This window comes from Stenotrophomonas sp. PE591, from assembly GCF_018320795.1.
GTDB classification, from domain to species: domain Bacteria; phylum Pseudomonadota; class Gammaproteobacteria; order Xanthomonadales; family Xanthomonadaceae; genus Stenotrophomonas; species Stenotrophomonas maltophilia.
Genome location: NZ_JAAOKO010000002.1, coordinates 241,869 through 267,195, shown reverse-complemented (window position 1 = coordinate 267,195; position 25,327 = coordinate 241,869). Strand labels below are relative to the sequence as shown.

General features: G+C 67.9%; 22 protein-coding genes. 14 read left to right on the top strand and 8 right to left on the bottom strand.

The window, feature by feature from the left end; genetic code table 11:
* Positions 1 to 133: 133 nt before the first annotated feature.
* Together leuS and JLDANKMP_RS06375 are read right to left on the bottom strand one after the other, a co-directional pair.
* Positions 134 to 2,776, bottom strand: a complete 2,643-nt coding sequence (gene leuS, locus JLDANKMP_RS06380) for a leucine--tRNA ligase (RefSeq protein WP_212560753.1) — start codon at positions 2,774 to 2,776, stop codon at positions 134 to 136.
* 105 nt (positions 2,777 to 2,881) lie between these two features.
* On the bottom strand, positions 2,882 to 3,484 hold the full coding sequence (locus JLDANKMP_RS06375; RefSeq protein ID WP_212560752.1) for a DUF998 domain-containing protein: 603 nt from the start codon (positions 3,482 to 3,484) through the stop codon (positions 2,882 to 2,884).
* Positions 3,485 to 3,608: 124 nt separating this feature from the next.
* Here JLDANKMP_RS06375 and trxA point away from each other — a divergent pair, with 124 nt between their 5' ends.
* From trxA to JLDANKMP_RS06355, 4 genes are all read left to right on the top strand, one after another.
* A complete protein-coding gene (trxA, locus tag JLDANKMP_RS06370; RefSeq protein WP_212560751.1) occupies positions 3,609 to 4,466 on the top strand; it encodes a thioredoxin in 858 nt (285 codons plus the stop codon).
* 153 nt (positions 4,467 to 4,619) lie between these two features.
* Complete coding sequence (locus JLDANKMP_RS06365; RefSeq protein WP_111189440.1) at positions 4,620 to 6,275, top strand: FecR domain-containing protein; 1,656 nt, start codon at positions 4,620 to 4,622, stop codon at positions 6,273 to 6,275.
* The gene (locus JLDANKMP_RS06360) at positions 6,272 to 7,897 is read left to right on the top strand and encodes a CHASE2 domain-containing protein (RefSeq protein WP_100438797.1); all 1,626 of its coding nucleotides are present in this window, start codon (positions 6,272 to 6,274) and stop codon (positions 7,895 to 7,897) included. Before JLDANKMP_RS06365 ends, JLDANKMP_RS06360 begins: the two co-directional genes overlap by 4 nt.
* 73 nt (positions 7,898 to 7,970) lie before the next feature.
* Positions 7,971 to 8,423 carry a DUF4442 domain-containing protein gene (locus tag JLDANKMP_RS06355; protein ID WP_005414133.1) on the top strand — a complete coding sequence of 151 codons (453 nt, stop codon included), beginning with the start codon at positions 7,971 to 7,973 and terminating at the stop codon, positions 8,421 to 8,423.
* A 7-nt stretch (positions 8,424 to 8,430) separates the two neighbouring features.
* Here JLDANKMP_RS06355 and JLDANKMP_RS06350 read toward each other — a convergent pair whose 3' ends face one another.
* Complete coding sequence (locus tag JLDANKMP_RS06350; RefSeq protein WP_212560750.1) at positions 8,431 to 9,747, bottom strand: hypothetical protein; 1,317 nt, start codon at positions 9,745 to 9,747, stop codon at positions 8,431 to 8,433.
* 76 nt (positions 9,748 to 9,823) lie between these two features.
* On the opposite strand from JLDANKMP_RS06350, the gene JLDANKMP_RS06345 reads away from it, so the two are divergent.
* The 9 genes from JLDANKMP_RS06345 (at position 9,824) to rnfB (ending at position 18,911) form a co-directional block, all read left to right on the top strand.
* Positions 9,824 to 10,519 carry a DUF502 domain-containing protein gene (locus tag JLDANKMP_RS06345; RefSeq protein WP_005414135.1) on the top strand — a complete coding sequence of 232 codons (696 nt, stop codon included), beginning with the start codon at positions 9,824 to 9,826 and terminating at the stop codon, positions 10,517 to 10,519.
* Entirely contained in the window at positions 10,516 to 11,301 is a 786-nt protein-coding gene (locus tag JLDANKMP_RS06340) for a queuosine precursor transporter (protein WP_212560749.1), read from the top strand. The genes JLDANKMP_RS06345 and JLDANKMP_RS06340 overlap by 4 nt, the downstream gene beginning before the upstream one ends.
* Before the next feature lie 95 nt (positions 11,302 to 11,396).
* Positions 11,397 to 13,337, top strand: coding sequence for a DUF885 family protein (locus JLDANKMP_RS06335; protein WP_212560748.1), 1,941 nt, complete (start codon positions 11,397 to 11,399; stop codon positions 13,335 to 13,337).
* Positions 13,338 to 13,353: 16 nt separating this feature from the next.
* On the top strand, positions 13,354 to 14,424 hold the full coding sequence (locus JLDANKMP_RS06330) for a serine hydrolase domain-containing protein (protein ID WP_212560747.1): 1,071 nt from the start codon (positions 13,354 to 13,356) through the stop codon (positions 14,422 to 14,424).
* Complete coding sequence (locus tag JLDANKMP_RS06325) at positions 14,421 to 14,825, top strand: VOC family protein (protein WP_212560746.1); 405 nt, start codon at positions 14,421 to 14,423, stop codon at positions 14,823 to 14,825. Before JLDANKMP_RS06330 ends, JLDANKMP_RS06325 begins: the two co-directional genes overlap by 4 nt.
* 345 nt (positions 14,826 to 15,170) lie before the next feature.
* Positions 15,171 to 15,614: a DUF2147 domain-containing protein gene (locus JLDANKMP_RS06320; RefSeq protein ID WP_005410552.1), complete on the top strand. Its 444-nt coding sequence runs from the start codon at positions 15,171 to 15,173 to the stop codon at positions 15,612 to 15,614.
* A gap of 102 nt (positions 15,615 to 15,716) precedes the next feature.
* Complete coding sequence (gene metG / locus JLDANKMP_RS06315) at positions 15,717 to 17,804, top strand: methionine--tRNA ligase (protein WP_212560745.1); 2,088 nt, start codon at positions 15,717 to 15,719, stop codon at positions 17,802 to 17,804.
* 78 nt (positions 17,805 to 17,882) lie between these two features.
* Positions 17,883 to 18,473, top strand: coding sequence for an HAD family hydrolase (locus tag JLDANKMP_RS06310; RefSeq protein WP_005414141.1), 591 nt, complete (start codon positions 17,883 to 17,885; stop codon positions 18,471 to 18,473).
* 24 nt (positions 18,474 to 18,497) lie between these two features.
* Positions 18,498 to 18,911: an Rnf electron transport complex subunit RnfB gene (gene rnfB, locus JLDANKMP_RS06305; protein ID WP_012480943.1), complete on the top strand. Its 414-nt coding sequence runs from the start codon at positions 18,498 to 18,500 to the stop codon at positions 18,909 to 18,911.
* A gap of 156 nt (positions 18,912 to 19,067) precedes the next feature.
* On the opposite strand, the gene JLDANKMP_RS06300 is transcribed toward rnfB, so the two are convergent.
* A complete protein-coding gene (locus JLDANKMP_RS06300) occupies positions 19,068 to 19,415 on the bottom strand; it encodes a RidA family protein (RefSeq protein ID WP_005410556.1) in 348 nt (115 codons plus the stop codon).
* A gap of 192 nt (positions 19,416 to 19,607) precedes the next feature.
* Here JLDANKMP_RS06300 and mprF point away from each other — a divergent pair, with 192 nt between their 5' ends.
* Positions 19,608 to 22,172, top strand: coding sequence for a bifunctional lysylphosphatidylglycerol flippase/synthetase MprF (mprF, locus tag JLDANKMP_RS06295; RefSeq protein WP_111687539.1), 2,565 nt, complete (start codon positions 19,608 to 19,610; stop codon positions 22,170 to 22,172).
* A gap of 98 nt (positions 22,173 to 22,270) precedes the next feature.
* On the opposite strand, the gene JLDANKMP_RS06290 is transcribed toward mprF, so the two are convergent.
* The 4 genes from JLDANKMP_RS06290 to JLDANKMP_RS06275 all read right to left on the bottom strand — a co-directional run bounded on the left by JLDANKMP_RS06290 (position 22,271) and on the right by JLDANKMP_RS06275 (position 25,135).
* Entirely contained in the window at positions 22,271 to 23,617 is a 1,347-nt protein-coding gene (locus JLDANKMP_RS06290; protein WP_283246290.1) for an AcvB/VirJ family lysyl-phosphatidylglycerol hydrolase, read from the bottom strand.
* Between the two features lie 78 nt (positions 23,618 to 23,695).
* Positions 23,696 to 24,313, bottom strand: coding sequence for a DUF998 domain-containing protein (locus JLDANKMP_RS06285; protein ID WP_043035448.1), 618 nt, complete (start codon positions 24,311 to 24,313; stop codon positions 23,696 to 23,698).
* Entirely contained in the window at positions 24,310 to 24,483 is a 174-nt protein-coding gene (locus JLDANKMP_RS06280; protein ID WP_050550426.1) for an oxidoreductase-like domain-containing protein, read from the bottom strand. The genes JLDANKMP_RS06285 and JLDANKMP_RS06280 overlap by 4 nt, the downstream gene beginning before the upstream one ends.
* Positions 24,484 to 24,532: 49 nt before the next feature.
* On the bottom strand, positions 24,533 to 25,135 hold the full coding sequence (locus JLDANKMP_RS06275) for a hypothetical protein (protein WP_212560744.1): 603 nt from the start codon (positions 25,133 to 25,135) through the stop codon (positions 24,533 to 24,535).
* Positions 25,136 to 25,327 lie beyond the last annotated feature (192 nt).

Genomic DNA, 25,327 nt, shown 5'->3' with positions numbered 1-25,327 from the left:
GACAGTCTGGCGGAGCCGGGCGATCACGGCAACACACAGCCTGCCCGAAGCCGCGTGAATGCAGGGCCATCAAGTGCATGGCCCCGCACCGGGAAGGTACCGGCCACCGCGTGGGTGACCGGCCCAGGATGCATCAGGCAGCGACGATGTTCACGATCTTGCCCGGCACGATGATGATCTTGCGCACGGTCAGGCCTTCCATGAACTTGGCCGCATTCGGCTCGGCCAGAGCCAGTGCTTCGACCTGCTCGCGTGCAGCATCGGCGGCCACCTCGATGGTGCCACGCAGCTTGCCGTTGACCTGCACGGCCAGGGTCAGCGCGTCGCGCACCAGCGCACCGGCGTCGGCCTGCGGGAACGGCTGGTCTTCCAGCAGCGTCTCGCCATGGCCCAGCACCTGCCACAGGGCGTGGCTGGCATGCGGGGTGATCGGGTTCAGCAGCAGCACGATGGCCTGCAGCGCTTCCTGGCGCACCGCACGGCCCTGCTCGCTGCCGTCCTCGAACTTGGCCAGCGCGTTCATCAGCTCCATCACCGCCGCGATGGCGGTGTTGAAGCTGTGGCGACGGCCATAGTCGTCACCGACCTTGCCGATGGTCTCGTGGGTCTTGCGACGCAGTGCCTTCTGGTTGGCGTCCAGCGCGGCCACGTCCAGCGCCGGGGCGGCACCGTCGGCGGCGTGCTTGTGCACCTGGGCCCACAGGCGGCGCAGGAAGCGCGCCATGCCGTCCACGCCGGCTTCGTTCCACTCCAGCGACTGTTCCGGCGGGGCGGCGAACATCGAGAACAGGCGCACGGTGTCGGCACCGTACTTGTCGACCATCGCCTGCGGGTCCACGCCGTTGTTCTTCGACTTGGACATCTTTTCAGTGCCACCGACCACCACCGGCTGGCCGTCGGCGATCAGCGTGGCGCCAGTGATGCGGCCGCGCTCGTCGCGCTGCACTTCCACATCGGCCGGATTGATCCAGTCCTTCGAGCCGTCCGGGTTCGGGCGGTAGTAGGTCTCGGCGATCACCATGCCCTGGCACAGCAGGTTGCGTGCCGGTTCGTTGCTGTCCACCATCCGCGCGTCGCGCAGCAGCTTGTGGTAGAAGCGGAAATACATCAGGTGCAGGATCGCGTGCTCGATGCCGCCGATGTACTGGTCGACCGGCAACCAGTAATTGCCGCGCTTGTCGACCGCATCTCGGGCACCCGGCGAGGTGTAGCGGGCGTAGTACCAGCTCGACTCCATGAAGGTGTCGAAGGTGTCGGTCTCGCGCTCGGCCGCGCCGCCGCATTCCGGGCAGGTGGTCTTGCGCCATTCCGGATCGGTCTTGATCGGCGAACCAGTCCCCGAGAACGCCACGTCCTCCGGCAGCACCACCGGCAGCTGCTCTTCCGGCACCGGCACCGCACCGCACTTGTCGCAGTAGATCACCGGAATCGGGCAACCCCAGTAGCGCTGGCGGCTCACGCCCCAGTCGCGCAGGCGATAGTTGACGCGGCGCTGGCCCTGGGCCTTGCGCTCGAAGCGTTCGGCCAGGGCTTCGAAGGCGCCCTGGAAATCCAGCCCATCGAATTCGGCCGAGTTGACCAGCTCGAAGGCACGGTTCTTGTCGCTGTACCAGTCCTGCCAGCGGGCACCATCCCAGGTGCGCTCGTCGTCGTTGCGCGGATCCTTCAGGGCGATGACCTGCACGATCGGCAGGCCGTACTTGTTTGCCACTTCATTGTCGCGCTGGTCGTGGCCCGGGACGGCCATCACCGCACCGGTGCCGTAGCCCATCAGCACGAAGTTGGCGACCCACACCGGCACCTTTTCGCCGGTGACCGGATGGATGGCACGCAGACCGGTGTCCATGCCGCGCTTTTCCTGGGTTTCCAGCTCGGCCTCGGACACGCCACCCTGCTTCATTTCCGACAGCAGCGCAGCCAGTTCCGGGTTGTTCTTCGCCGCATGCAGGGCCAGCGGATGTTCGGCGGCGATCGACACGAAGGTCACGCCCATCACGGTATCCGGACGGGTGGTGAACACGCGCAGCGGATCCAGCGCAGTGCCGTCGACATCACGCACGTCGAACTGGATTTCCAGGCCCTCGGAGCGGCCGATCCAGTTGCGCTGCATGGTCTTGACCGAATCCGGCCAGCCGTCCAGTTCATCCAGGCCGTCCAGCAGTTCCTGGGCGTAATCGGTGATGCGCAGGAACCACTGCGGGATCTCGCGCTTCTCGACCAGCGCACCGGAACGCCAACCACGGCCATCGATGACCTGCTCGTTGGCCAGCACGGTCTGGTCGACCGGATCCCAGTTCACCACCGCATTGCGGCGGTAGGCCAGGCCCTTGCGCATCAGGCGCGTGAACATGCGCTGTTCGTGGACATAGTAGTCCGGGCGGCAGGTGGCGAATTCGCGCGACCAGTCCACCGCATAGCCCATGGCCTTGAACTGGCCACGCATGTGCTCGATGTTCTTGTAGGTCCAGGCCGCCGGTGCGGTCTTGTTCTTGATTGCCGCGTTCTCCGCAGGCAGGCCGAACGCGTCCCAGCCCATCGGCTGCAGCACGTTGTGGCCGGTCATGCGCTTGTAGCGGCTGATCACGTCGCCGATGGTGTAATTGCGCACGTGGCCCATGTGCAGCGCACCGGACGGGTACGGAAGCATCGACAGGCAGTAGTACTTCGGCTTGTCCGAAGTCTCGTCGACTTCGAAGGCACGGGTGGCGTCCCAGTACTTCTGGGCGGCGGATTCAACCTGCTGCGGGTCGTAGGCGTTGGTTTCAGCGCTGGTCATGGAACACGCGGATGCGGCGGCAAAGCGGTACAGCGTACCGCAGTGCGGCAAACGTCTCCAATCCTGCCCGCCGACAGCCGGCGCCGCCAGCGCCCGGAGCCGGTCTCAGCGCGGTCGCGACAGAGGCAGGGCCAGCGCCAGCCAGACCGCCCAGCAGGCGAATGCAAGCCGTTGTGCCAGCGGCGCCGGCAGCACGCCCTGCAGCGCAAAGGCAGCCAGCGCCGCCAGCACGCCACAGGCGAGCGCCACCCCGCCCAGGGCGCGGCCGTGCGTCTGGCGCAGCTGGGAGATGCCCAGCAACAGGGTGCCGGCGACGAAGCCCAGCACCCAGATCATCCAGGCACTGGCGTGCAGCTGGCTGGCCGGCCCGTGCAGATCGTCCACATCCAGCGGCATCAAGCCCATCGCGGTGAAGGCCAGTCCGCCCAGCAACAGCATCTGGCTGCCCACCCGCGGCGCCCAGCGAGCACTGGCCGGCAGCTGTCGGCGCAGGCACTCGGCCACTACGACCGCCAACAGGCCCGGCAGTACGAAGCCCAGCAGATTGAAGGCCAACGCGTGCGGCACGCCGTGTGCGCCCAGCAGGGCCACCGGGTGACTGGCCTGTGCATAGCCATCCAGGCCGGCGCCGAAGCCCAGCACCGCCAGCACGAACAGCAGTGCGGCGGCGGGGCCGGACAGACGCAACAGGGAAGACGGGCAGGTCATGCGGGCTCCAGGAGCAACAGCGGCGGGAACGACGCATTGTCGGGCATTTGCCGCAGTCCGGGTTGAGACTGGCATCGATCGTCACCATAGAATCGGTCTCCAGACGCCAATCGATGCCTCCCCCATGACCGAGACGACCTACGTATTCGACGCCACCACTGCGACCTTCGAGGCCGAAGTCCTGCAGAAGTCGCTGCAGACGCCGGTGCTGGTCGACTTCTGGGCCACGTGGTGCGGCCCCTGCAAGACCCTGGGGCCGATGCTGGAAAAGCTGGCCGCCGAATACAACGGCGCCTTCGAGCTGGCCAAGGTCGATGTCGACAAGGAACAGCAGATCGCCGCCGCCTTCCAGATCCGCTCGGTGCCGACCGTGTTCCTGGTCAAGGGCGGCCAGCTGGTGGACGGCTTCCCCGGCGCCATCCCGGAAGGCCAGCTGCGTGAGTTCCTGGCCCAGCACGGCATCGTGCCGGCCGACGTCGGGGACACTGCCGACGACGACGAAGCGCCGTTGGATCCGCAGGCACAGGTGGATGTACTGCGTGCGCAGATCGCCGCCGAGCCGGACAAGGACGAGCTGAAGCTCGACCTGGCCCTGGCCCTGCTGCAGATCGGCGGCGTGGACGAAGCCGGTACGCTGATCGACGGCCTGCCCGCCAACCTGGCCACCGACGACCGCGCCGTGCGCGCCCGCGCCCGGCTGTCCTTTGCCGCCGCCCTGAAGGACGCCCCGGCCGCCGAGGTGCTGGACGCGCGCATCGCCGCCAACGGCAATGACCTCAAGGCCCGCCACCTGCGCGGCGTGCAGCTGCTGCTCGGCGGCCATGACGAAGCCGCGCTGGCGCAGTTCCTGGAAATGCTGCGGATCGACCGGAGTTTCGAGGAAGGCCTGCCGCGCAAAGCGCTGATCGATGCCTTCAATGTGATCTCGGACGAGGACCTGGTCGGCCAGTACCGCCGCAGGATGGCTTCCCTGCTGTTCTGAACGGAAGCCGGGTTCGTTCAGAATCCCTGCACTGGACGCGGGCAATAATGCGCACGATGGCGGCCGTACGGCCGCCACGATCCGTTCGGGGGGATGAGGTCGGGGCCATGGGGTCTTGCAGCTGCACCCCCGCATTGCCGGGATTGCAAAACTGTGACCTTCGTCCGCTCGCTGTTGTTTGCCATGCGCTTCCAGGGCGCCCTGCTCTGTGCCCTGCTTCTGCTGCCGGCCATCGCCGCCGCGCAGGACTGGAACTACCGGGTCCGCCCCGGCGACACCCTGTGGGATCTGGGTGGCGTGTATCTGAAACCCTCGGTGCGCTGGCAACAGCTCCAGCAGCACAACCGAATCGACAATCCCTACCGGCTGCCGCCCGGCCAGCTGCTGCGTTTCCCCATCAGCTGGCTGCGCATCGAACCGGCACCGGCGCGGGTGCTCTCGGTCCGCGGCAAAGTCGAACTGTCCAGTGGAGACGGCAGCGCCAGCCGCGCCATCCAGGCCGGCGAGCAGCTGCATATCGGAGACACCGTACAGACCGAGGGCGAATCTAGCGTCACGCTGGAATTTGCCGATGCGTCGCGCCTGCAGCTGCGTGAGTACTCGCGCCTGCGCCTGGACCAGCTCAGCCGCTATGGCCACACCGGCATGGTCGACACCCGCCTGCGCCTGCAGCAGGGCCGCGCCAGCAATCGGGTGACGCCCGCGCGCGGCCCGGCATCGCGCTACATCATCGATGCGCCCACCGCCACCAGCAGCGTGCGCGGCACCGTCTTCCGGGTCAGTGCCGGCGACGGTCGTGATGTCGCGGCCACCGAGGTCCTGCAGGGCAAGGTGCAGGTCGGCAACGCCCATGGCCAGCGCATGGTCCAGCCCGGACAGGCCACCCGCAGCGCCAGCGCAGACGCCGCTCCGGACGCAGTCTCCGTACTGCTGCCGGCACCGCAGCTGCGCAACGATGAACTGCGCCTGGCCCCGTTGCCGACGCTGCTGGCATGGACTCCGGTCGCCGGCGCCGCGCATTACCGCGTTGAAGTGGTGGAGGCAGCCACGCCGGAGATCCTGCTGTTCGCTGCCACCACCCCCGATACCCGCCTGGCCATCGGCGATCTGCCGCCGGGCCAGCTGCGCATCCTGCTGCGCGCGGTCGATGCGCAGGGTGTGGAAGGCATCGACGCCAGTGCCGACTTCGAACTCAGCGACCAGCCTCCACCGCCGCTGACCCTGGCCCCGCTGCATGGACAGACAATCAACAGCGACCGCCCGCGTTTCCGCTGGAGCCAGGCCCCCGGTGCGCGCAGCAGCGTGCTGCAGATCGCGGCTGATTCCACCTTCGTACAGCCACTGCAGGAACAGACCAGCACCGGCACCGACCTGCGCCTGGCGCAGCCATTGCCGCCGGGTCACTACTTCTGGCGGATCGCCTCCCGCAGTGCCGATGGGCACCAGGGGCGCTATGGCCAGGCCCTGCCACTGCAGCTGAGCAACGAGCCGGTCGATCCTGCGCTGCAACCGCCCGAGGCCGCGCACGGTGAACTGACCCTGCGTTGGCAGGCCGGCAGCGAAGGCCAGCGCTATCGCGTGCAGGTCGACCGCCGCGGCGACTTCAAGGCACCCTTGGTCGACGAAACCGTGGCCGAACCGCAGGTCAGCTTCAAGCGTCCCTGGCGCGGCACCCTGCATGTGCGCGTGCAGTACATCGACGATGACGGCCATGCCGGCGAGTTCTCGCCTGCCCAGAAGATCGCCCTGCCGTGTCGCCTCTGCTATGGCACCGGCGGCGGTGCCCTGCTGCTGTGGCTGCTGTTGTGAGGCGTTCGCCGCTGCCGTGGTCGAAGCGGATCCTGCTGGCCATGCTGGCCGGGATACTGACCCTCGTCGCCAGCCAGGGCCAATGGCTGTGGCGGCAGGACGAGGCCACCTACGACGCGATGGTCGGCAACTGGGACTATCGACCCGACCCGAGCGTGCTGATCGTGGCCATCGACGAAGGCAGCCTGCAACGCATCGGCCAATGGCCGTGGCCGCGCTCGGTCCACGCCCGGTTGCTGGATCGCCTGACCGATGCCGGTGCCGAACGGGTCGCGCTGGATCTGATGCTGTCCGAACCGGACCGCCGCGACAGCCGCCAGGATGAGGCGCTGGCCGCGGCCATCCGTCGCAATGGCCGGGTGGTGCTGCCGGTGCTGGCCGCACCGGCAGCCGGTGATCGCATGGCCGAGGAAATGCTGCCGGTTCCGCAGATCGCGGCCAGTGCCGCCGCCATCGGCCACACCGACGTTGAGGTGGACAGCGACGGCGTCGCCCGCGGCATCTACCTGCATGCGGGCATCGGCAAGGCGCATTGGCCGGCGCTCGGGCTGGCCCTGACCGGCCTGCCTGCGGGCGCGGTGCGCGGGCTGCCCGACCCTGATCCCGAGGTGGGCTCGCCTTATCAATGGCGGCGCAACGACTACGTGCGGGTGCGCTATGCCGGACCTCCCGAGCAGTTGCCGCAGGTTTCCTACGCAGACGTACTCGATGGCCACGTGGACATGGCGATGCTGCATGGCCGCCGCATCATCGTCGGCATGACCGCCAGCGGCATCGCACCGCGCCTGCTGACCCCGACCACCCGCGAGTTCTGGATGAGCGGCAGCGAGTACCAGGCCAACATCGCCTCGATGCTGCTGCAGCACAAGCAGATCGAGGTGCTGCCCCGCTTCTGGCAGCACACCATCAGCGCGGTGCTGGTGGCGCTGTGCGTGATCCTGCTCGGCCTGCGCCTGCCGTGGCTGGCGGCGCTGTGTTCGCTGCCGCTTGCTCCTCTGCTGAGCTGGTTGCTGTTGCGCACCAGCAACCTCTGGTGGGCGCCAGCCACCGCCCTGCTGGGCGTCCTGCTGGTACTGCTGGCCTGGGCGATCTGGCGGATTTCGGCCTGGCACCGGCAGGCCAACCGCGACGCACTGACCGGCCTTGGCAATCGCCTGCGTTTCGAACAGGCGTTGCAGCAGGAATGCGACGCCGCACGACGCAACGGCAAGCCACTGAGCCTGGCGCTGATCGATGTCGACCACTTCAAGCGCCACAACGACCGCCATGGCCACCAGGTCGGCGACCGCGTGCTGCGGGACGTCGCCCGGTTGATCGGCGCGCATGCGCGGCGTCCGCGCGACATGGCCGCGCGTTACGGTGGCGATGAATTCGCGCTGGTATTGCCCGATACCCCGGCCGAGGGCGCGCGGCTTGTCATCCAGGACCTGATCGACTGCGTACGTGCATTGCCGGTACACGGTGACGGCAGCGACGATCGGGTGACGCTCACCATCGGCGTGTTTACCCGGGTACCGGAAGGCGAGCTGCAACCGCATCATTTCGTCGAAGGGGCCGACACCGCGCTGTACCAGGCCAAAGCGAATGGACGCGACGGGTATGTGATCGACGGCGGCGCGTGACCGGTGCCACCGGGTGCAACATACGCATGCGAATGGTTAGACTGGACACCTCGCCCAGCGCCCCCGGATCCGCATGAACGCCCGTCTGTTCCGCTTCGGCATCAACCTCTGGCCGCCCTTCCTGTTCACCGGCATCCACGTCACCCGCATCACCCCCGACTACCGGCAGATTGATGTCGAGCTGCGCCTGCGGCCATGGAACCGCAACTACGTCGGCACCCACTTCGGCGGCAGCCTGTTCGCGATGACCGATCCGTTCTGGATGCTCGGCCTGCTGCACATCCTCGGCCGCGACTACTACGTGTGGGACCGCGCCGGCGCCATCGACTTCCTCAAGCCGGGCCGTGGCATCGTGCGGACGTCGTTCCGCATCGACGACGCGCTGCTGGACGAACTGCGCGCCGAAGCGGCCAGTGGCGAGAAGGTGCTGCGCTGGTTCAGCAACGACGTGGTCGATGAAAGCGGCGAGGTGGTCGCACAGGTCCGCAAGCAGGTGTACCTGCGGTTGAAGCCACACGCACGCTGAGCGCGCCTCAATCGCGCGCCAACGCAGTCGAAGCTGGCTCCGCCTGCAGCGGCACCGACAGCCACGGGCTTTCGTCGTTGCTGCGGGACGGCGAGCGCCGCGGCACCTGCAGATGGCGGCCATCGGCGGACAGCTGCGGTGACCGCACCGGCGAGGCGAACTGCGCCGGCAACCGCTGCAGGGCATCCACCGGATCCCCCGGCTGCTGCCGCAGCCAGCGCTGTGCACCCAGCAGGCGCAGCATCGCCGCGGCGTCCTGGGTGCGCGACGAATAGGCCGGATAGACCGGACCCGCAATGTCGGTCAACAGGCAACCCATGACGTTCGACAGGCAACCAAAGTCACGCTGCGGCGGCGCCGGTGCCGGCAACGGACGGTCCGCCTCCAGCGCAGCGGTCGCCGTCGCGCCACAGGCCCAACCGAGATTGCCGGCCGCACGGGCCAGGGTGCTGCTGCGGTCCAGTACCAGCGCGCCGCCGAATTCCCGCGCCGAGGTCTCGATCGCCACCCGGTTCATCGCATACTCGCCCTGCATCGCACGGCACAGGCTCTGCTCGTCGGCCCGCATCGGCTGCATGGCCTGTACGCATTCGGCCGGCAGCGGGTGATCGGCAGGCAGTTCGACCAGCATGTCGGCCAGCAGCTGCGCGTTGGCCTGTACCAGGCTGGCGCCGATGATGCTTTCGACCAGATAGCTGCCACCGGGCACCAGCCGCCGGCCCAGCTGCACTCCCCGGCAGCTGCCGCGCAGGGCACCGTCGATGTCACCCTGTACGAACGCCAGCGCGCGTGCGCTGGTGGCATCGACCACCAGCCCGTAGGTCGGCATCGGCACCAGGATGCCCTCGCCCTTCGGCTGGAACGGCGATACGAAGTAGTCTGCTTCGGCGAGCTGATCCAGCCGCGCGTGAAACTGCTGGTGCCCGGCATGGGCCTCCACGAAGCGTTGCGGGTCCGCGCGGACCTGGGCGAGGCAGCCGCGGGCGGCCGGCCCGCAACTGGCACCGGGCCGCGAGCGCAGCTCGGCATGGTTGGCCACCAGGTGTGTCTGGCCGCCGCTGCTGCCCAGCAGGTCGGCCTCCCAACGGCGCACGTCCTCGGCCAACGCCTGCTCGCGCTGGCGGGCATCCAGATCGTCGAACGGCAGCGTCCACAACAGGGCATAACCGTTGCGCCCGCTCGCCGGCAGCCGCGCTTCCAGCCGTTGCTGCGCCTGCAACCGCGATTCCGGCACCGGCCACATGCGTGAGGCGCACCACACCACGATGGTCAACAGCAGCAGGCCCGCCAGGGTCCAGCCCAGTCCGCGCAGAATCTTCAACACAGCTTCCCTTCCATGGCTCGTTGCCGCAGTCGATCCACCAGCGTAATCGACCGGCAGTGACCGCTACAATGCGCACATGTCGCTCGAAGCCCCCGCCCTGGTCCCCCGCCCCTCCCTGCAGCGCCTGTTCCTGACCGGCCTGCTGACCCTGCTGCCGATCTGGCTGACCTGGGTCGTGGTCAAGTTCGTGTTCGTGCTGCTGTCGGGCATTTCCAGCCCGCTGGTGGTACCGCTGTCCGAGCAGATCGCGACAAGCTTCCCGCACTATCTCGGCTGGGTCCGCGCCGAATGGATCCAGGACACCATCGCCCTGCTGGCCACCCTGCTGGTGATCCTGGCGGTGGGCGTGGCCAGCCGCCGCGTGCTCGGCCAGCGCCTGCTGCGCTGGGTGGGCGCGGTCATCAAGCGCATTCCGCTGGCCAGCATCATCTACGACAGCGCAAAGAAGCTGCTGGACATGCTGCAGACCGAACCGGGCAGCACCCAGCGCGTGGTGCTGATCGACTTCCCGCACCGCGACATGAAATCGGTCGGACTGGTCACCCGCGTGATCAAGGAACACGGCACCGACCGTGAGCTGGCCGCGGTGTATGTACCGACCACGCCGAACCCGACCTCGGGCTACCTGGAAATCGTGCCGGTGGAACTGCTGACCCCGACTGACTGGACCGTCGACCAGGCCATGAGCTTCATCATTTCCGGCGGCGCCGTCGCACCATCCAGCGTGCCGTTCACCCGCGCCGGCGAACGCACCGGCGAACGCACCGAATGACCCCGGCGCCGATCGAGCGCCCGCTGCAGGACCGCGCGGTCCTGCTGTTCATCGTGCTGGCCGCGTTCTTCTGCGGCAATGCGGTGCTGGCCGAGCTGATCGGGGTGAAGATCTTCGCGCTGGAAGACACCCTGGGCATCGCCCCGCTGAACTGGAACCTGTTCGGCCAGACCGGCTCGCTCAGCTTCACCGCAGGTACCCTGCTGTGGCCGGTGGTGTTCATCATGACCGACACCATCAACGAGTTTTTCGGCAAGCGCGGCGTGCGCTTCATCTCGTGGCTGGCGGTGGTGCTGATCGGCTACGGCTTCCTGTTCGCCTTCGCGGCCATTTCGCTGGCGCCGGCCAGCTGGTGGGTCACGTCGATGGATGGCCACGGTGTGCCCGACTACCAGGCCGCGTTCGCAGCCGTGTTCGGCCAGGGCATGTGGACCATCGCCGGTTCGCTGGTGGCCTTCCTGCTTGGCCAGCTGACCGACGTGGCGGTGTTCCACCGCATCCGCCAGGCCACCGGTGAACGCCACGTGTGGCTGCGTGCGACCGGATCGACTGCGATCTCGCAGGTGGTGGACAGCTTCGTGGTGATCTGGATCGCCTTCGTGCTGGGCCCGCAACACTGGCCGACCTCGCTGTTCCTTGCGGTCGCCAGCGTCAACTACGTGTACAAGATGGGCTTTGCGGTCGCCCTGATTCCGTTGCTGTACCTGATGCGGCGTGCCATCACCCGCTATCTGGGCGCCGATCGCGCGGCGGCACTGCGCGCCGCCGCTGCGGCTGACTGAAGCCCCAGCGCCACCAAGCTGACTGCGTCTTCACGCTGGCCGTACGCGCGCGGATCGTGCAAGCTCCACGATCTGTGTTCCACGGAAGCTTCTTGATGCCGTATTCCCCCCGCGTCCTGGCCGCTGCCATTGCCGCGTTGTTCCTGTTCAGTGCCGTGCCGTCGGCCGAAGCAGCGAAGAAGAAGGCCAGCCGCCCTGCCGCTGCGCAGACCCGCCAGGCCGCCAAGCCCAAGGCCAGGCCCGCCCGTGCCACCGCACCGGCCCGTGGCAGTTCGGCGCGCCGCGCTGCGCCGCGTCCGGTCGCACCGGCCCGTGCCGTGCCCAAGCAGGTGCAGCTGGAACGGCTGTACGACGAGTACTGGGATGCCTCGATGCGGTTGAACCCGCTGCAGGCCACGTTCCAGGGCGAACCGCGCTACAACGACCAGCTGCCCAACATCCTGTCCGCCGCCTGGCGCCAGCAGTCGCACGACTTCACCACGCAGTGGCTGGGCAAGGTCGAAAAACTCGGCAGCGATGGCCTGCAGGGCCAGGACCTCCTCAGTTACGAGATCTTCGTACGTGACGCGCGCGCCTCGCTGGCTGCCGAGCGCTACCCGAGCTGGATGATGCCGATCAGCCAGTACTACAACATCGGCAGCATCATGGCGATCCTCGGCTCCGGCGCCGGCGCGCAGCCGTTCAACACCGTGCAGGACTACGACACCTGGTCGCGCCGCTCGCTCGGCATTCCCGAACTGTTCGACCAGGCCATCGACAACATGCGCCAGGGCATGAAGGCCGGCGTGGTGCAGCCGCGCGACCTGATGGAGAAGGTGCTGCCGCAGCTGGATGCGGTGATCAAGCCGACCGCTGAAGAGAGCATCTTCTGGTCGCCGATCCGCACCATGCCGAACACGATTGCGGCCGAAGACAAGGCGCGCATCAGTGCCGAGTACAAGCGCATGATCGAACTGCGCATCATGCCCGCCTACCGCGCCCTGCGCGGCTTCATCGCCACCGAGTACCTGCCGGCCACGCGCGCCAGCAGCGGCATGGGCGCGCTGCCCGACGGCCAGGCCTGGTACGCCAACCTGATCGTGCAGACCACCGCCAGCGACCAGACCGCCGCGCAGCTGCACGCGCTGGGCGAGCAACGCGTGCAGGAACTGCAGGCACAGATAGCCACGGTGATGAAGGACGCCAAGCTGCGTGGCACGCCGGCAAAGCTGCTGCGCAGCATGCGCAACGATCGCCAGTTCCAGTACAGCGATGCCAATGCACTGATCAGCCGCTACCGCCAGGTGCAGCAGCAGGTCAACGCGCGCCTGCCGCAGGTGCTCGATACGCTGCCGAAGTCCGCGCTGGAAGTACGCGCAGTGGAACCGGAACGGGCGCTGACCGCCGCCGCTGCCGCCTACCAGCCGTCGCCGCCCGGGCAGCCCGGCGTGCTGTACATCAACACCCGCGACCTGCCCAGCCGCAAGCGCTGGAGCGTGCCGGTGCAGTACCTGCATGAAGCGATTCCCGGCCATCACGTGCAACTGGGCCTGCAGCAGGAGCTGGCCAAGCTGCCACGCTTCCGCCGCCTCGGTGGCGATCTCGCCTTCGTCGAAGGCTGGGGCCTGTACGCCGAAACGCTGGGCGAAGATCTCGGCGCCTACACCGATCCCTACGACCGCATCGGCTACCTGTACTCGCGCCTGCTGCGCGCCGCACGCGTTGTCGCCGACACCGGCGTCAATGCACAGGGCTGGAGCAAGCAGCAGGCCGTGGCCTACCTGCAGAAGACGGTGGACATGAGCAGCGATGACGCCAACGCCGAAGTCGAGCGGATCATGGCCCAGCCCGGCCAGGCACTGTCGAACGTCGCCGGCCTGACCACCATCGTTGCCCTGCGCGACAAGGCGAAGGCACGCCAGGGCGCAGCCTTCGATCTGCGCCGCTTCCATGCAGAACTGCTGAAAGACGGCTCGATGCCTCTGGACGTGCTGGACCGCAAGATGGAGCGCTGGATGGCACAGCCGGCCAGCGCTGCGCCCACACCTTCGCCCTGACGCTTCCGGAGCCACCATGCGCCCTGCCGTCGCCCTGTTCGCCGCCGTGCTGGGCCTGCTGCCTCTGGCGGGCGCCGCCGCACCGGTGCTGACCCCACCGGATGCCGGTATCGACGGCCTGATGCAGGCCTACGATGGCCAGGTGCCCGGCGCCGCAGTGCTGGTGCTGCATGACGGGCAGCCGGTGTTCCGCCGTGGCTACGGCCTTGCGGTGGTCGAAGACGGCACCCCGGTCACAGCCGCCAGCAATTTCCGGCTGGCCTCGGTCAGCAAGCAGTTCACCGCTGCGGCGGTGCTGCTGCTGGTGGAAGACGGCCGGCTCGGGCTGGACCAGCCGGCCCGGCAGTGGCTGCCCGAGCTGCCACCGGCTGCAGCGGGCATCACCCTCCGCCACCTGCTCTCGCATGCCAGCGGCCTGCTCGACTACGAAGACCTGATGGACCCGGCAGGCACGCGGCAGGTACACGATGCCGATGTGCTGGCCCTGCTGTCGCGCCAGGACCGGCTGAACTTCGCGCCGGGCACGCAGTACCGCTACAGCAACAGCGGCTATGCACTGCTGGCACTGATCGTGGGCCGCGCATCCGGCCAGGATTTCGCCGCCTTCCTGCAACAACGCATCTTCCGCCCGCTGGGCATGACGCATACCGTGGCCCACCAGGACGGCGTGGACACGGTCGCCGCACGCGCCTATGGCTACAGCAGGATCGATGGCCGCTGGCAGCGCACCGACCAGAGCACTACCAGCGCTGTACTGGGAGACGGCGGGATCTACTCCTCGCTGGACGATCTCGCCCGCTGGGACGCCTCGCTGTACGACGACCGCCTGCTGTCGAAGGCCTCGCGCCGGGCGATGTTCAGCCCCGCCACACCGACGCCCGAACCGGATGTCCCGCACTACGGCTTCGGCTGGCGCCTGAACGGCCCGGTGCAATGGCACAGCGGCGAGAGCATCGGCTTCCGCAACGTGATCGTGCGCCACCCGGAGAAGCACCTGACCGTGATCGTGCTGACCAACCGCAACGACCCCGAACCCTATCCGCTGGCGCAGAAGATCGCCCAGCGCTGGCTGGACACCCTGCAATGACCCCCGGTTCCGACGCCCTGCTGGGCATCCACCACGCCGCACTGATCTGCAGCGACTACCCACGCTCGAAGGACTTCTACGTGCGCATCCTCGGCCTGCGCGTGCTGGCCGAGAACCACCGCGCCGCACGCGATTCCTGGAAGCTCGATCTGGCCCTGCCCGACGGCGGCCAGCTGGAACTGTTCTCCTTCCCCTCGCCGCCGCCCCGTCCCAGCCGCCCGGAGGCCCAGGGTCTGCGCCACCTCGCGTTCCGGGTGGCTGCACTGGAACCCTTCATCCAGCGCCTGGCCGCGCATGGTGTCGCCTGCGAACCGATCCGCGTGGACGAATACACCGGCCGACGCTTCACCTTCTTCGCCGACCCCGACGACCTGCCACTGGAGTTGTACGAAGTCGGTTGAGCGTTTTTCAATCGTGATTCATCCACGCATGACGTGAATCTACTGTGTCGACCAAGGTCGACACCCACCAAGAGCCGCAGAAATCTGTCAGAGGTGGGGCGGTGCGGGTGGGCAGGACCGTTGGCGCCATGGATGGCGCCATCGAGCCCCCAGGGATGGGTTTACGGCGTGTCCTGCCCACCCACACCGCCCCGCCATCCCACGGAATCCCGCCGCTGCCGTTGCTGTTGCCTCTGCAGGTGCAGGGCGCAGCCCTGCAAAGCCCCCCCTTCCCCATACCCCGCCGAATGGGTATACAGTCGGCCCGTACCGGCATCGTGCCGGAATGAACCCTGGGAGGGGACCATGCGCAAGACCTTCAAGACCCTGCTGCTGGCACTGCCGCTGTGCCTGGCCGCGCTCTCGGCGCAGGCCGCCGACGGCGCCGCCGGCCGCTGGAAGACCATCGACGACAAGACCGGCAAGGTGAAGTCGATCGTCGAGATCACCCAGGCCGCCAACGGCACCCTGACCGGCAAGGTGGTCGACATCCTGCACTCGGACAAGGGCCCCAACCCGGTCTGTGACGGCTGTGAAGGCGCCAACAGGAACAAGCCGGTGAAGGGCATGACCATCCTCTGGAACCTGAAGGCCGACGGCGCCAACAAGTGGTCCGGTGGCACCATCCTCGACCCGGCCAACGGCAAGACCTACAAGTCGAAGATGGAACTGCAGCCCGGCGGCACCCGGCTGGACGTGTCCGGCTGCATCGCCTTCATCTGCCGCGCGCAGACCTGGCAGCGCGAATAAGCGCCCCGGCCCCCGCTTCATCCCCGTGACCCGGCCTCGGCCGGGTCACCTCATTGCGGGCATGCGATACTCTGCGGTTCCCCTCGGCTTCACCCCGCGACCATGACCCGTACCGCGCTCGTCACCACCGCCCTGCCCTACGCCAACGGCCCGCTGCACCTGGGCCACCTGGTCGGCTACATCCAGGCCGACATCTGGGTGCGTGCGCGGCGAATGAGTGGCGGCAAGGCCTGGTTCGTCTGCGCCGACGATACCCATGGCACGCCGATCATGCTGGCCGCGGAAAAGGCCGGGGTCACCCCGGAAACCTTCATCGCCAACATCCAGGCCAGCCACGAACGTGACTTCGCCGCCTTCGGCGTGGCGTTCGACCACTACGACTCGACCAATTCGGCGGCCAACAAGGCGCTGACCGAGCAGTTCTACCTGAAGCTGGAAGCGGCCGGCCACATCAGCCGCCGTTCGGTGGCCCAGTTCTACGACCCGGCCAAGGGCATGTTCCTGCCCGACCGCTACGTCAAGGGCATCTGCCCGAACTGCGGCAGCCCCGACCAGTACGGCGACAACTGCGAAGTGTGCGGCGCTACCTATGCGCCGACCGACCTGAAGGAACCGCGTTCGGTCATCTCCGGTGCCACGCCGGAAATGCGCGATTCGGAGCACTTCTTCTTCGAGGTGGGCCACTTCGACGCGTTCCTGCGCGAATGGCTGGCCGGCGACGTCGCCCTGCCGGGCGTGAAGGCGAAGCTGGGTGAGTGGCTCAATGCCGAAGGTGGCCTGCGCGCGTGGGACATCTCGCGCGATGCGCCGTACTTCGGCTTCCAGATTCCCGGCCAGCCGGGCAAGTACTTCTACGTCTGGCTGGATGCACCGATCGGCTACCTGTCCAGCTTCCAGACCCTGTGCGGCAGGATCGGCGAAGACTTCGAAGCGCACCTGCGCGCCGGTACCAGCACCGAGCTGCACCACTTCATCGGCAAGGACATCGTCAACTTCCACGGCCTGTTCTGGCCGGCGGTGCTGCACGGTACCGGCCACCGCGCGCCGACCCGCCTGCACGTCAACGGCTACCTGACCGTGGACGGTGCCAAGATGAGCAAGTCGCGCGGCACCTTCGTGATGGCGCGTACCTTCCTCGATGCCGGCCTGGAGCCGGAAGCGCTGCGCTACTACTACGCCGCCAAGTCCGGCGGTGGCGTCGACGATCTCGACCTGAACCTGGGTGACTTCATCGCCCGCGTCAACGCCGACCTGGTCGGCAAGTTCGTCAACCTGGCCAGCCGCTGCGCCGGCTTCATCAGCAAGCGTTTCGACGGCCAGCTGGCCGCGCAGCTGCCCGATGCGGCGCAGTACCAGCGCTTCGTCGACGGCCTGGCGCCGATCCGTGAAGCCTACGAGCGCAACGACCCGGCCGCGGCGATCCGCCTGACCATGGCCCTGGCCGACGAAGCCAACCGCTACATCGACGACGTCAAGCCGTGGGTCATCGCCAAGCAGGAAGGCGCCGACGCGCAGCTGCAGGCCGTGTGCAGCCAGGGCCTGAACCTGTTCCGCGTGCTGGTCACCGCCCTGAAGCCGGTGCTGCCGGCCACCGCCGCGCAGGCCGAAGCCTTCCTGGCCGCGCCGGTGAACGACTGGACCGAACTGGCACAGCCGCTGCTGGGCCACCGCATCACCGACTACACCCCGCTGTTCACCCGTATCGACCCGAAGAAGATTGACGCCATGATCGACGCCTCCAAGGACACCCTGCAGCCGGCCGCGGCCGCCGCTGCCGCCCCCGCCGCCAGGACCGAAGCCGCCAAGCCGGCCGCCCCGGCCCCGGCCAAGGACGAAGCAAAGAGCGCCGACGCGCCGGCCTACATCGGCATCGACGATTTCGCCAAGCTCGACCTGCGCATCGGCAAGGTGCTGGTCTGCGAGTTCGTGGAAGGATCGGACAAGCTGCTGCGCTTCGAGCTGGATGCCGGTGAACTGGGCAAGCGCCAGATCTTCTCCGGTATCCGTGGCAGCTACGGCGAGCCGGAGAAGCTGGTCGGCCGCAGCGTGGTGTTCATCGCCAACCTGGCCCCGCGCAAGATGCGCTTCGGCCTGAGCGAAGGCATGATCCTGTCGGCCGGCTTCGACGGCGGTGCGCTGGCGTTGCTGGACGCCGACAGCGGCGCGCAGCCGGGCATGCCGGTCCGCTGATGCCCGCAGCGGGCGTGGCCTCGGTCGCGCCCGCCGGCAGCATTGGCCAGCGGAGGCAACGCGATGGGAGGCAACGGAATGGAACTGGCGCTGTTCGACTTCGACCACACCGTGACCACCTGCGATACCTATGGCCGTTTCCTGCGCCGCGTGGCCACCGCCGAACAGCTGGCGCAGGCGTGGTGGAAGGTCGGCCCGTGGCTGCTCGCGTACAAGCTGAAGCTGATCTCGGCCGAACGCATCCGCGCGCGCGTCACCCGCCTGACCTTCAGCGACCGCCACAGTGACGACATCGCCACCCTGGCCGCCGGCTTCTCGCGTGAGTTCCTGCCCGACGTGGTGCGCCCGGAAATGCTGGAGCAGATCCGCTGGCACAAGGAACAGCAGCACACCGTGGTGATCGTGTCCGGCTCGCTGGACCTGTACCTGCGGCCGTGGTGCGAGCAGCTGGGCCTGCAGTTGATCTGCAACCGGCTGGAATGTCAGGACGGACGCCTGACCGGCCGTTACGCCGGTGGCGACTGTGGCCCGCGCAAGGTCGAGCACATCCGTCGCCAGTTCGATCTGTCGCGTTACGTGCGCATCCATGCCTACGGTGACAGTTCCGAAGACAAGCCGATGCTGGCGCTGGCCCACGAGCGCTGGTTCCGCGGCAAACCCCTGAAGTAACCCGACGCGCAGCCTTCGCCACGCATGAGCCTGATCCCGCCCCTGACCGAACGCCTCGACCGCCTGCTGCCGCAGACCCAATGCGGGCAATGCGGCTACGACGGCTGCCGACCGTACGCGCAGGCGATGGCGCGCGGCGAGGCAGGCGTCGACCGCTGCCCACCCGGTGGCGATGCCGGTGCACGCGCGCTGGCCCAGGTTCTGCGCGTACCGGCGATTCCTTTTGATCGTTCGCGCGGCGAGCACAAGGCGCCGCAGGTGGCGTTGATCGTGGAAGCCGACTGCATCGGCTGCACCAAGTGCATCCAGGCCTGCCCGGTGGACGCCATCGTCGGCGGCGCCAAGTACATGCACACGGTGATCGCCGATCTGTGCACCGGCTGCGAGCTGTGCATCCCGCCGTGCCCAGTCGACTGCATCGAGCTGGTGCCGGCCTAGCCACCGGACCAACCGGCGGAGCGGCGGAGCGGCGGGGTAGAGTCGACTGTTAGTCGACTGCTCTTCGTTCCGGCGGCGCAAAACCCCGCGCTGCGCGCGACAGTCGACTAACCGTCGACTCTACCCCCCCTCCACTGCTGGGAGGTGACCCCGCCGTTACGGCACTGCCGCCGTCACCACGATTTCGACCTTCCAGTCGGCGTGGGCCAGCTTGGCCTCGACCGTGGCGCGCGCTGGGGTCGCACCTTCCACCACCCACTCATCCCATGCCTTGTTCATACCGTCGAAATCGGCCATGTCGGCCAGGAACACTTCGGCGCGCAACACGTGCTGGCGATCACTGGCCACCAGCGCCAGCAGCTTGTCGATCTCGGCCAGCACCTGCCGGGTCTGCCCGGTGATGTCCTGGCTGGTGTCTTCCGGAATCTGGCCGGAAAGGTAGGCGACCTTGTTGTACACGGTCATTTCGGACATGCGCGGTCCGACGTCGTAACGCTCCATCATGGGCGTGGCTCCTGCGGGTGATCAGGCCTGCATTGTCCTCCAAACCGGTCAACGATGGGTGCAGGGCAGCCATCCACACACGGTCACTACCGGCTTCCGACAGCGACGCTGGTCAAATGCCAGCGACAGGCGCACGATGCGCCACGGCTGCATTGACACCGCCCTCGCCCTCCCTGACGCACCCTTGCGCCGATGACCGAAACCACCGACCCCGCCACCGCTCCCTCCACCCCGGCATGGAAGCGGGTCCTCACCATCGTCATCCCGCTGCTGATCCTTGCGTTGGCGCTGCACGGCCTGGCCAACGAGTTCGATGAGAACGGCTACCGCGCCATCCGCCATGCCTTCCACCAGCTCAGTGGCACGCAGATCGCGCTTACTGTCGTGCTGGGCCTGGCCAGCTATGCCTGCCTGATCGGCTTTGATGCCATCGGCCTGCGCCGGAGCGGCATCCGCGTGCATCCGGCGCGCATCGGCATCACCGCGTTCCTGGCACACACGCTCGGCCAGACCGTGGGCTTTGCCGCGCTCACCGGCGGTGCGGTGCGCCTGCGCGGCTACCGTACTGCCGGCCTCGACCTGGCGCAGATCGGCCAGGTCGTGCTGATGAGCACGCTCGGCTTCGTGTTCGGTGCGTGGCTGCTGATCAGCGTGGCGCTGTGCATGGAACCGGCGGCAGCGGCGCTTGCCCTGCCGCTGGACCCGGATGCGGTGCGCGTGGTCGGCATCGTCGCGCTGCTGGCCTATGCGGCCACCCTGCTGCTGGTCGGCCGCGATGGACGCCAGTTCAGCGTGTTCGGCCATGTGCTGTGGCTGCCCGACCGGCGCACGATGATTGGGGTGACCGTGCTCAGCGTGATCGAGCTGGTGCTGGCCAGTGCCGCGTTCTATGTGCTGCTTCCGGACTCGACGCCGACCGGCCTGCCCGGCTTCGTCGGCCTGTACCTGGTCGCGGTGCTGGCCGGCCTGGTTTCGACCGTGCCCGCCGGCCTCGGCGTGTTCGAATGGAGCCTGCTGAAGCTGCTGCCACAGGTGGCACCGGCTGCGGTGCTGGCGGCGGCGTTGATCTACCGCGTCACCTACTACGTACTGCCCCTGCTGCTGGCCACCCTGCTCGCGCTTGCACCCGCGCTGCGCCAGCCGCTGCAGGCCAGTGCCGGGGCAACCCGTGCCGGCTGGAACGCGCTGCGCCCATGGTTGCCGCAGATCATCGCGCTGGCGGTGTTCAGCATCGGTGCTGCGCTGGTCATCGACGGCACGTTGCCCACGCCGCGCCGTCACCTGGTCAACGCATCACTGCCGATCCTGGAAACGTCCCATCTGATCGGCAGCCTCAGCGGCGTCGCCCTGCTGCTGATCGGCCAGGGCCTGGCCCGGCGCAGCCATGCCGCATGGATGCTGGCGATGGCCGTGTGCGTGATCACCCCGTTGCCACTGTGGCTGCGCGGTGGCCAACCATTGATCGCGGTCTCCGCCCTGCTGGTGGCGATGGCGCTGTGGGCCGCACGCCGCGAGTTCTACCGCCAGGGCGCGCTGCTCGATGAAGCATGGTCGTGGCCATGGCTGCGCAACCTCGGCCTGGTACTGGTGGCGGTCACCTGGCTGTTGTTCTTCACCTACAGCCATGTCGAGTACCAGAACGAGCTGTGGTGGCAGTTTGCGATATCCGGCAACGCACCGCGTGCGCTGCGTGCGCTGCTGGTGGTGGCGATCGCGCTTGTGATGTTCGGCCTGGCGCGGCTGCTGCACAGTACGCGCAGCCCGCTGCCAGCCGCCGACGAGGCCACGCTGCAATCATTGGCGCCGGTACTGGCCGGTGCCACCGATACCCAGGCCTGCCTGGTACTGACCGCCGACAAGGCGGTGCTGCGCGATGATGCGAAACAGGGCTTTGTGATGATGCAGCGCTACGGCGGTTCGCTGATCGCGATGGGCGATCCGGTCGGCCCGCCTGATGTGGCGCGCGCGCTGATATGGCGCTTCCGCGAGGAAGCTGACCGGCTCGGCCTGCGCCCGGTGTTCTACCAGGTGGGCGAGACCTACTGGCAGACCTATCTCGACCTGGGCCTGGGCCTGGTCAAGCTGGGCGAGGAAGCGATCGTGCCCTTGCATGACTTCGGCCTGGAAGGCCGCGAACGCGCCGATCTGCGCCAGGCCTGGAACCGTGGCAAGCGCGGGGGCCTTTCGTTCCGCGTGGCACCGCTGGAAGAGATTCCCAGCCTGCTTCCCCGCCTGCACGCGATCTCCAACGCGTGGCTGGAAGACAAGGCCGGCGACGAGAAAGGTTTCTCGCTGGGCAGCTACGATCCGGATTACCTGGCGCGCTTCCCGGTGGCACTGGTCGAAGCCGAGGGCCAGATCGTGGCATTCGCCAACCTGTGGCAGGCACCGGCCGGTGCCGAGCTGTCGGTGGACCTCATGCGCCACGTCAACGAGGCACCGAAGGGCACGATGGACTTCCTGTTCATCGAGCTGTTCCTGTGGGGCCGCGCTCAGGGCTATGCGCGCTTCTCGCTGGGCATGGCGCCGCTGTCCGGGCTGGCCCAGCATCGCCTTGCTGGGCGCTGGAACCGACTGGCCGGCCTGCTGGCGCGGCATGGCGAACGCTTCTATGGCTTCAGTGGCCTGCGCCGCTTCAAGTCGAAGTTCGACCCGCAGTGGCGACCGCGCTATCTGGCAGCACCCGGCGGCATGCACCTGCCGGCCGCGTTGCTGGATGCCACGCGCCTGATCTCGCTGGACCCGCGGCGTAACTGAAGCCCTGAGCCGCCGGGCATGGCCCGGCGCTGCAAACCACCCGGTAGGTATCGACCTTGGCCGACACGGCGGCGACAGCGTTCGGGCGTGGCCCGGCGCTAAGCCCCGCCCTTGAGGATCACTTCGGCCAATCGGTCGTAATCACCATTGAAGTGATGGTCGCCCGGAAGCTTCACCTTCTGCACGCCGTCGTTGGCCGGCAGGCCGGGGCACAGCGCGTCGTCATCCTTGTCGCCATACACGCAGAGGGTCTTGGCCGCCGGCAGCTTCGCCACTTCCGGCGCGATCGGCAGGCCGTCGCCGCCGCCCCCCAGCCAGTTGCTGACATGGAATTCGAAGTCAGCCTTCCTGCCCACCGACAGCAGCACGATACGGTCCAGCGTCTCTCGGGTGCCGGCATCAAGCTGGTTGATGGTGGCCGGCAGCACGTCGGCACCCTGCGAGAAACCGATCAGCATCACCTTGTCGCGGTGCCACTGCTGGCGGTAGTGATCGATGATCTTCTGCAGGTCAGTGGCAAATCCCTTCGGCGTGCGTTCGCTCCAGAAGTAGCGCAGTGAGTCGATGCCGACCACGGCCACGCCATGTTCGTTGAGCGACGATGCCACGTCCTTGTCCAGGCCGGCCCAGCCGCCATCGCCGGAAACGAACACGGCCAGCGTGTCGCCATTACCGGCAGCGGGTACTTCCACTATCGGCAGGCCCTTCAGCGCGGCTGGTGGCGGTGCCAGGCTGACGCCGGCCTGCGCGCCGATCACCCGCGCCGCCGCCACCAGGCCGGGTGAAGCATCGCCGCGCGCGGTGCGCTTGAACTCGCGTGCCATCGCCACCTGCTGCACGAAGCGGCTGGCCTCGCCAACCTTGCAGCCATGGTCGCCGGCGGCGCTCAGCCACGGGGAATTCAACTCGGCAGGCTGCAGCTTGTTGTGCTTCACGCCATCGCCGCAGACCATGCGCTCGTGGCTGTGATCCGGGCAGAAGCCGGTGGTCAGCAGGCCGGCGAACACCTGGGTGTCGGCCTGTGCGGCCAGCGTGTAGGCCATCTCGGCGCCTTCACCATCACCACCGACCAGCGGCAGGTGGTAGCCAGGTAGGTGCAGGGAGGCCTGCAACCAGCGCGAGAAGTTCTCGACGTCGCCGGAACCGAACGAACAGGGCGGATTCCCCTCGCGTTTGAGCACGCTGCGCAGATGCGCGATGTCCACGGCAGCGACCATCGCGCCATCGGCACGCAGGGCCTCGATCGGAAGGCGGCTGGTATCACCACCGGCGGTGGGTTCATGGAACCAGATCACCACACGCTGCGGCGTGCCAGCCGGCATGTGCACCGGAATCTGCTCGAACCGCCCGTGGCTGAACTGCTGTACGTTGGCCGCCGCCATTGCCGGCAGCGCTGCCAACGCCAGAACCACACCCATTGCCCTGCCCAGCCCTGCACGCTTCATGTCGCATCCCCGATGGAATGCGCACACGATACGCCGCCGCCGCGTGCACGGCACGTACCGGCGCAGGCCGTTGGGGATTCAGTGGGCTACGGCCCGACGGCTGCGCCGGTACAGGGCCATCGCCAGATACAGCAGCCAGCCAACGATCACCGCGATCACCACTTTCTGTCCCAGCCCACGCGGTGGTCCACCACGCCACAGCACATGCAGCCACAGCAGCACGAAGGCCAGCCATGCCCAACCCCAGAGCAGGCCCGCGGCGGACTGCCAACCCGGTTCGCGGCGCAGGTACCAGGCCTGCAGCAGCATGCCGACGCTGGCACACAGGAACGCGGTGTTGGCTGCCAGTCCATGGATGAACGGTGCCAGCAGCGGGGTCGCTTCAGGCAGCCAGCTGTCACCGATGGCGACCGTCGCCAGCCCCAGCGCAGAGACAGTGAACAACAGCGGCGCCGCCGCACTGCGGCGCGGCCCGATGCTGCCGCGATACAGCGCAATGCCAAGCGCCGCAATGGCCAGCGCCAGCAGGCAGTAGGCAGCGCGCAATGCCAGGCCCCACGGCCCGTGCAGGTACAGGCTCAAGGTTGCCCGCACCCAGTCCAGATCACTGCGCGCGACCTGGGTCCACAGCGCGGTGGTCACGAACAGCAGCAGCGCCACCAGTGCCAGCACCGCCGCCGGACGCGCACGGCTCATGGCGTTGCCTCCGGATGCCGCGTCTTCCACTCGGCCAGCGCCTTGCGATAGCGCTGCAGCTCATCGGCATACAGATCCAGCACGCACAACGGACAGCCGCTGCCACAGCACTCGTTGGGACCGGGCTCTTCGGGGGGCAGCGGGCGGGGGTCGGGATCAGGGACGGACACAGTGGGAAGCGACAATCGGTGAGAGCAGGCCCAAGTGTACCGGTCCAGCTCAGCGGGCCAGCTGTCGACGCAGGTTTTCCCGAGCCGCCGCATCCAGGCGCTGGTGGAAGAAGTCACTGAGGAAGATGCGCGGCGCCCGCAGCAGCCCCTGCAGGAAACGGCGACGCCCGGCGCGGTACAGGAAGCCCGGCACGACCCCTTTGTACTCTTCGGCCACGCCACGATCGTAGGCGGCGAACACCGGCTCGGGCGCGGCCAGGATCGCCATGTCGCAGTCCAGGAACAGCGCGGCCTCGGCATCAACGTCGTCCGGGCCCAGATCGCCATGGCGGGCTGTCAGCAGGATCAACTGCTCGACCCGCGCGGCGTCGACGCCGGCCAGTTCCGGGGCCCGTGCGATTGCCTGCAGGGACAGCGCCGCCGAACGCGCTTCGTTATCCTTGCGGCCCGCCACATAGATCGCGTCGTGGTAGAGCACGGCCAGGTACACCTCGGCGGGCCTCTGCCAGCCCGGGCCGTCAGCCACGTCCTGGCAGTGCTGCAGCACCGCGCGTACGTGTCCGAAGTGGTGGTAGGCGCGGGGCGGCGTTGCGTAGCTGTCCTGCAGCGCCTGCCACTGCGCAGGAGCCAGCGTCAGCGGAGAGAAATCCATACCCCGATCATCCCGCCTGCGCAGCCCCGCGGCAAGCTGATGGTTTTTTCACCACATACTCACAACGCTTGCCCGGTGAGGCCTGGACGCGGTTGTCCACAGCTTTGTCGAGCGCTGGTCCACATCGGTTGTGGATGAAACGCCGTACCGGCCACTCGCCGACCAACGGTCACTGCAGCGCGGCGCCGCCGG

What these genes read in the sequence shown, in the direction of transcription:
- trxA (WP_212560751.1), top strand. Translation starts at nt 3,609, where the DNA reads ATGACCGAGACGACCTACGTATTCGACGCCACCACTGCGACCTTCGAG.
- JLDANKMP_RS06320 (WP_005410552.1), top strand. Translation starts at nt 15,171, where the DNA reads ATGCGCAAGACCTTCAAGACCCTGCTGCTGGCACTGCCGCTGTGCCTG.
- JLDANKMP_RS06355 (WP_005414133.1), top strand. Translation starts at nt 7,971, where the DNA reads ATGAACGCCCGTCTGTTCCGCTTCGGCATCAACCTCTGGCCGCCCTTC.
- JLDANKMP_RS06285 (WP_043035448.1), bottom strand. Translation starts at nt 24,313, where the DNA reads ATGAGCCGTGCGCGTCCGGCGGCGGTGCTGGCACTGGTGGCGCTGCTG.
- JLDANKMP_RS06340 (WP_212560749.1), top strand. Translation starts at nt 10,516, where the DNA reads ATGACCCCGGCGCCGATCGAGCGCCCGCTGCAGGACCGCGCGGTCCTG.
- JLDANKMP_RS06335 (WP_212560748.1), top strand. Translation starts at nt 11,397, where the DNA reads ATGCCGTATTCCCCCCGCGTCCTGGCCGCTGCCATTGCCGCGTTGTTC.
- JLDANKMP_RS06345 (WP_005414135.1), top strand. Translation starts at nt 9,824, where the DNA reads ATGTCGCTCGAAGCCCCCGCCCTGGTCCCCCGCCCCTCCCTGCAGCGC.
- rnfB (WP_012480943.1), top strand. Translation starts at nt 18,498, where the DNA reads ATGAGCCTGATCCCGCCCCTGACCGAACGCCTCGACCGCCTGCTGCCG.
- JLDANKMP_RS06300 (WP_005410556.1), bottom strand. Translation starts at nt 19,415, where the DNA reads ATGATGGAGCGTTACGACGTCGGACCGCGCATGTCCGAAATGACCGTG.
- leuS (WP_212560753.1), bottom strand. Translation starts at nt 2,776, where the DNA reads ATGACCAGCGCTGAAACCAACGCCTACGACCCGCAGCAGGTTGAATCC.
- metG (WP_212560745.1), top strand. Translation starts at nt 15,717, where the DNA reads ATGACCCGTACCGCGCTCGTCACCACCGCCCTGCCCTACGCCAACGGC.
- JLDANKMP_RS06330 (WP_212560747.1), top strand. Translation starts at nt 13,354, where the DNA reads ATGCGCCCTGCCGTCGCCCTGTTCGCCGCCGTGCTGGGCCTGCTGCCT.
- JLDANKMP_RS06275 (WP_212560744.1), bottom strand. Translation starts at nt 25,135, where the DNA reads ATGGATTTCTCTCCGCTGACGCTGGCTCCTGCGCAGTGGCAGGCGCTG.
- JLDANKMP_RS06325 (WP_212560746.1), top strand. Translation starts at nt 14,421, where the DNA reads ATGACCCCCGGTTCCGACGCCCTGCTGGGCATCCACCACGCCGCACTG.
- JLDANKMP_RS06290 (WP_283246290.1), bottom strand. Translation starts at nt 23,617, where the DNA reads ATGAAGCGTGCAGGGCTGGGCAGGGCAATGGGTGTGGTTCTGGCGTTG.
- JLDANKMP_RS06375 (WP_212560752.1), bottom strand. Translation starts at nt 3,484, where the DNA reads ATGACCTGCCCGTCTTCCCTGTTGCGTCTGTCCGGCCCCGCCGCCGCA.
- mprF (WP_111687539.1), top strand. Translation starts at nt 19,608, where the DNA reads ATGACCGAAACCACCGACCCCGCCACCGCTCCCTCCACCCCGGCATGG.
- JLDANKMP_RS06310 (WP_005414141.1), top strand. Translation starts at nt 17,883, where the DNA reads ATGGAACTGGCGCTGTTCGACTTCGACCACACCGTGACCACCTGCGAT.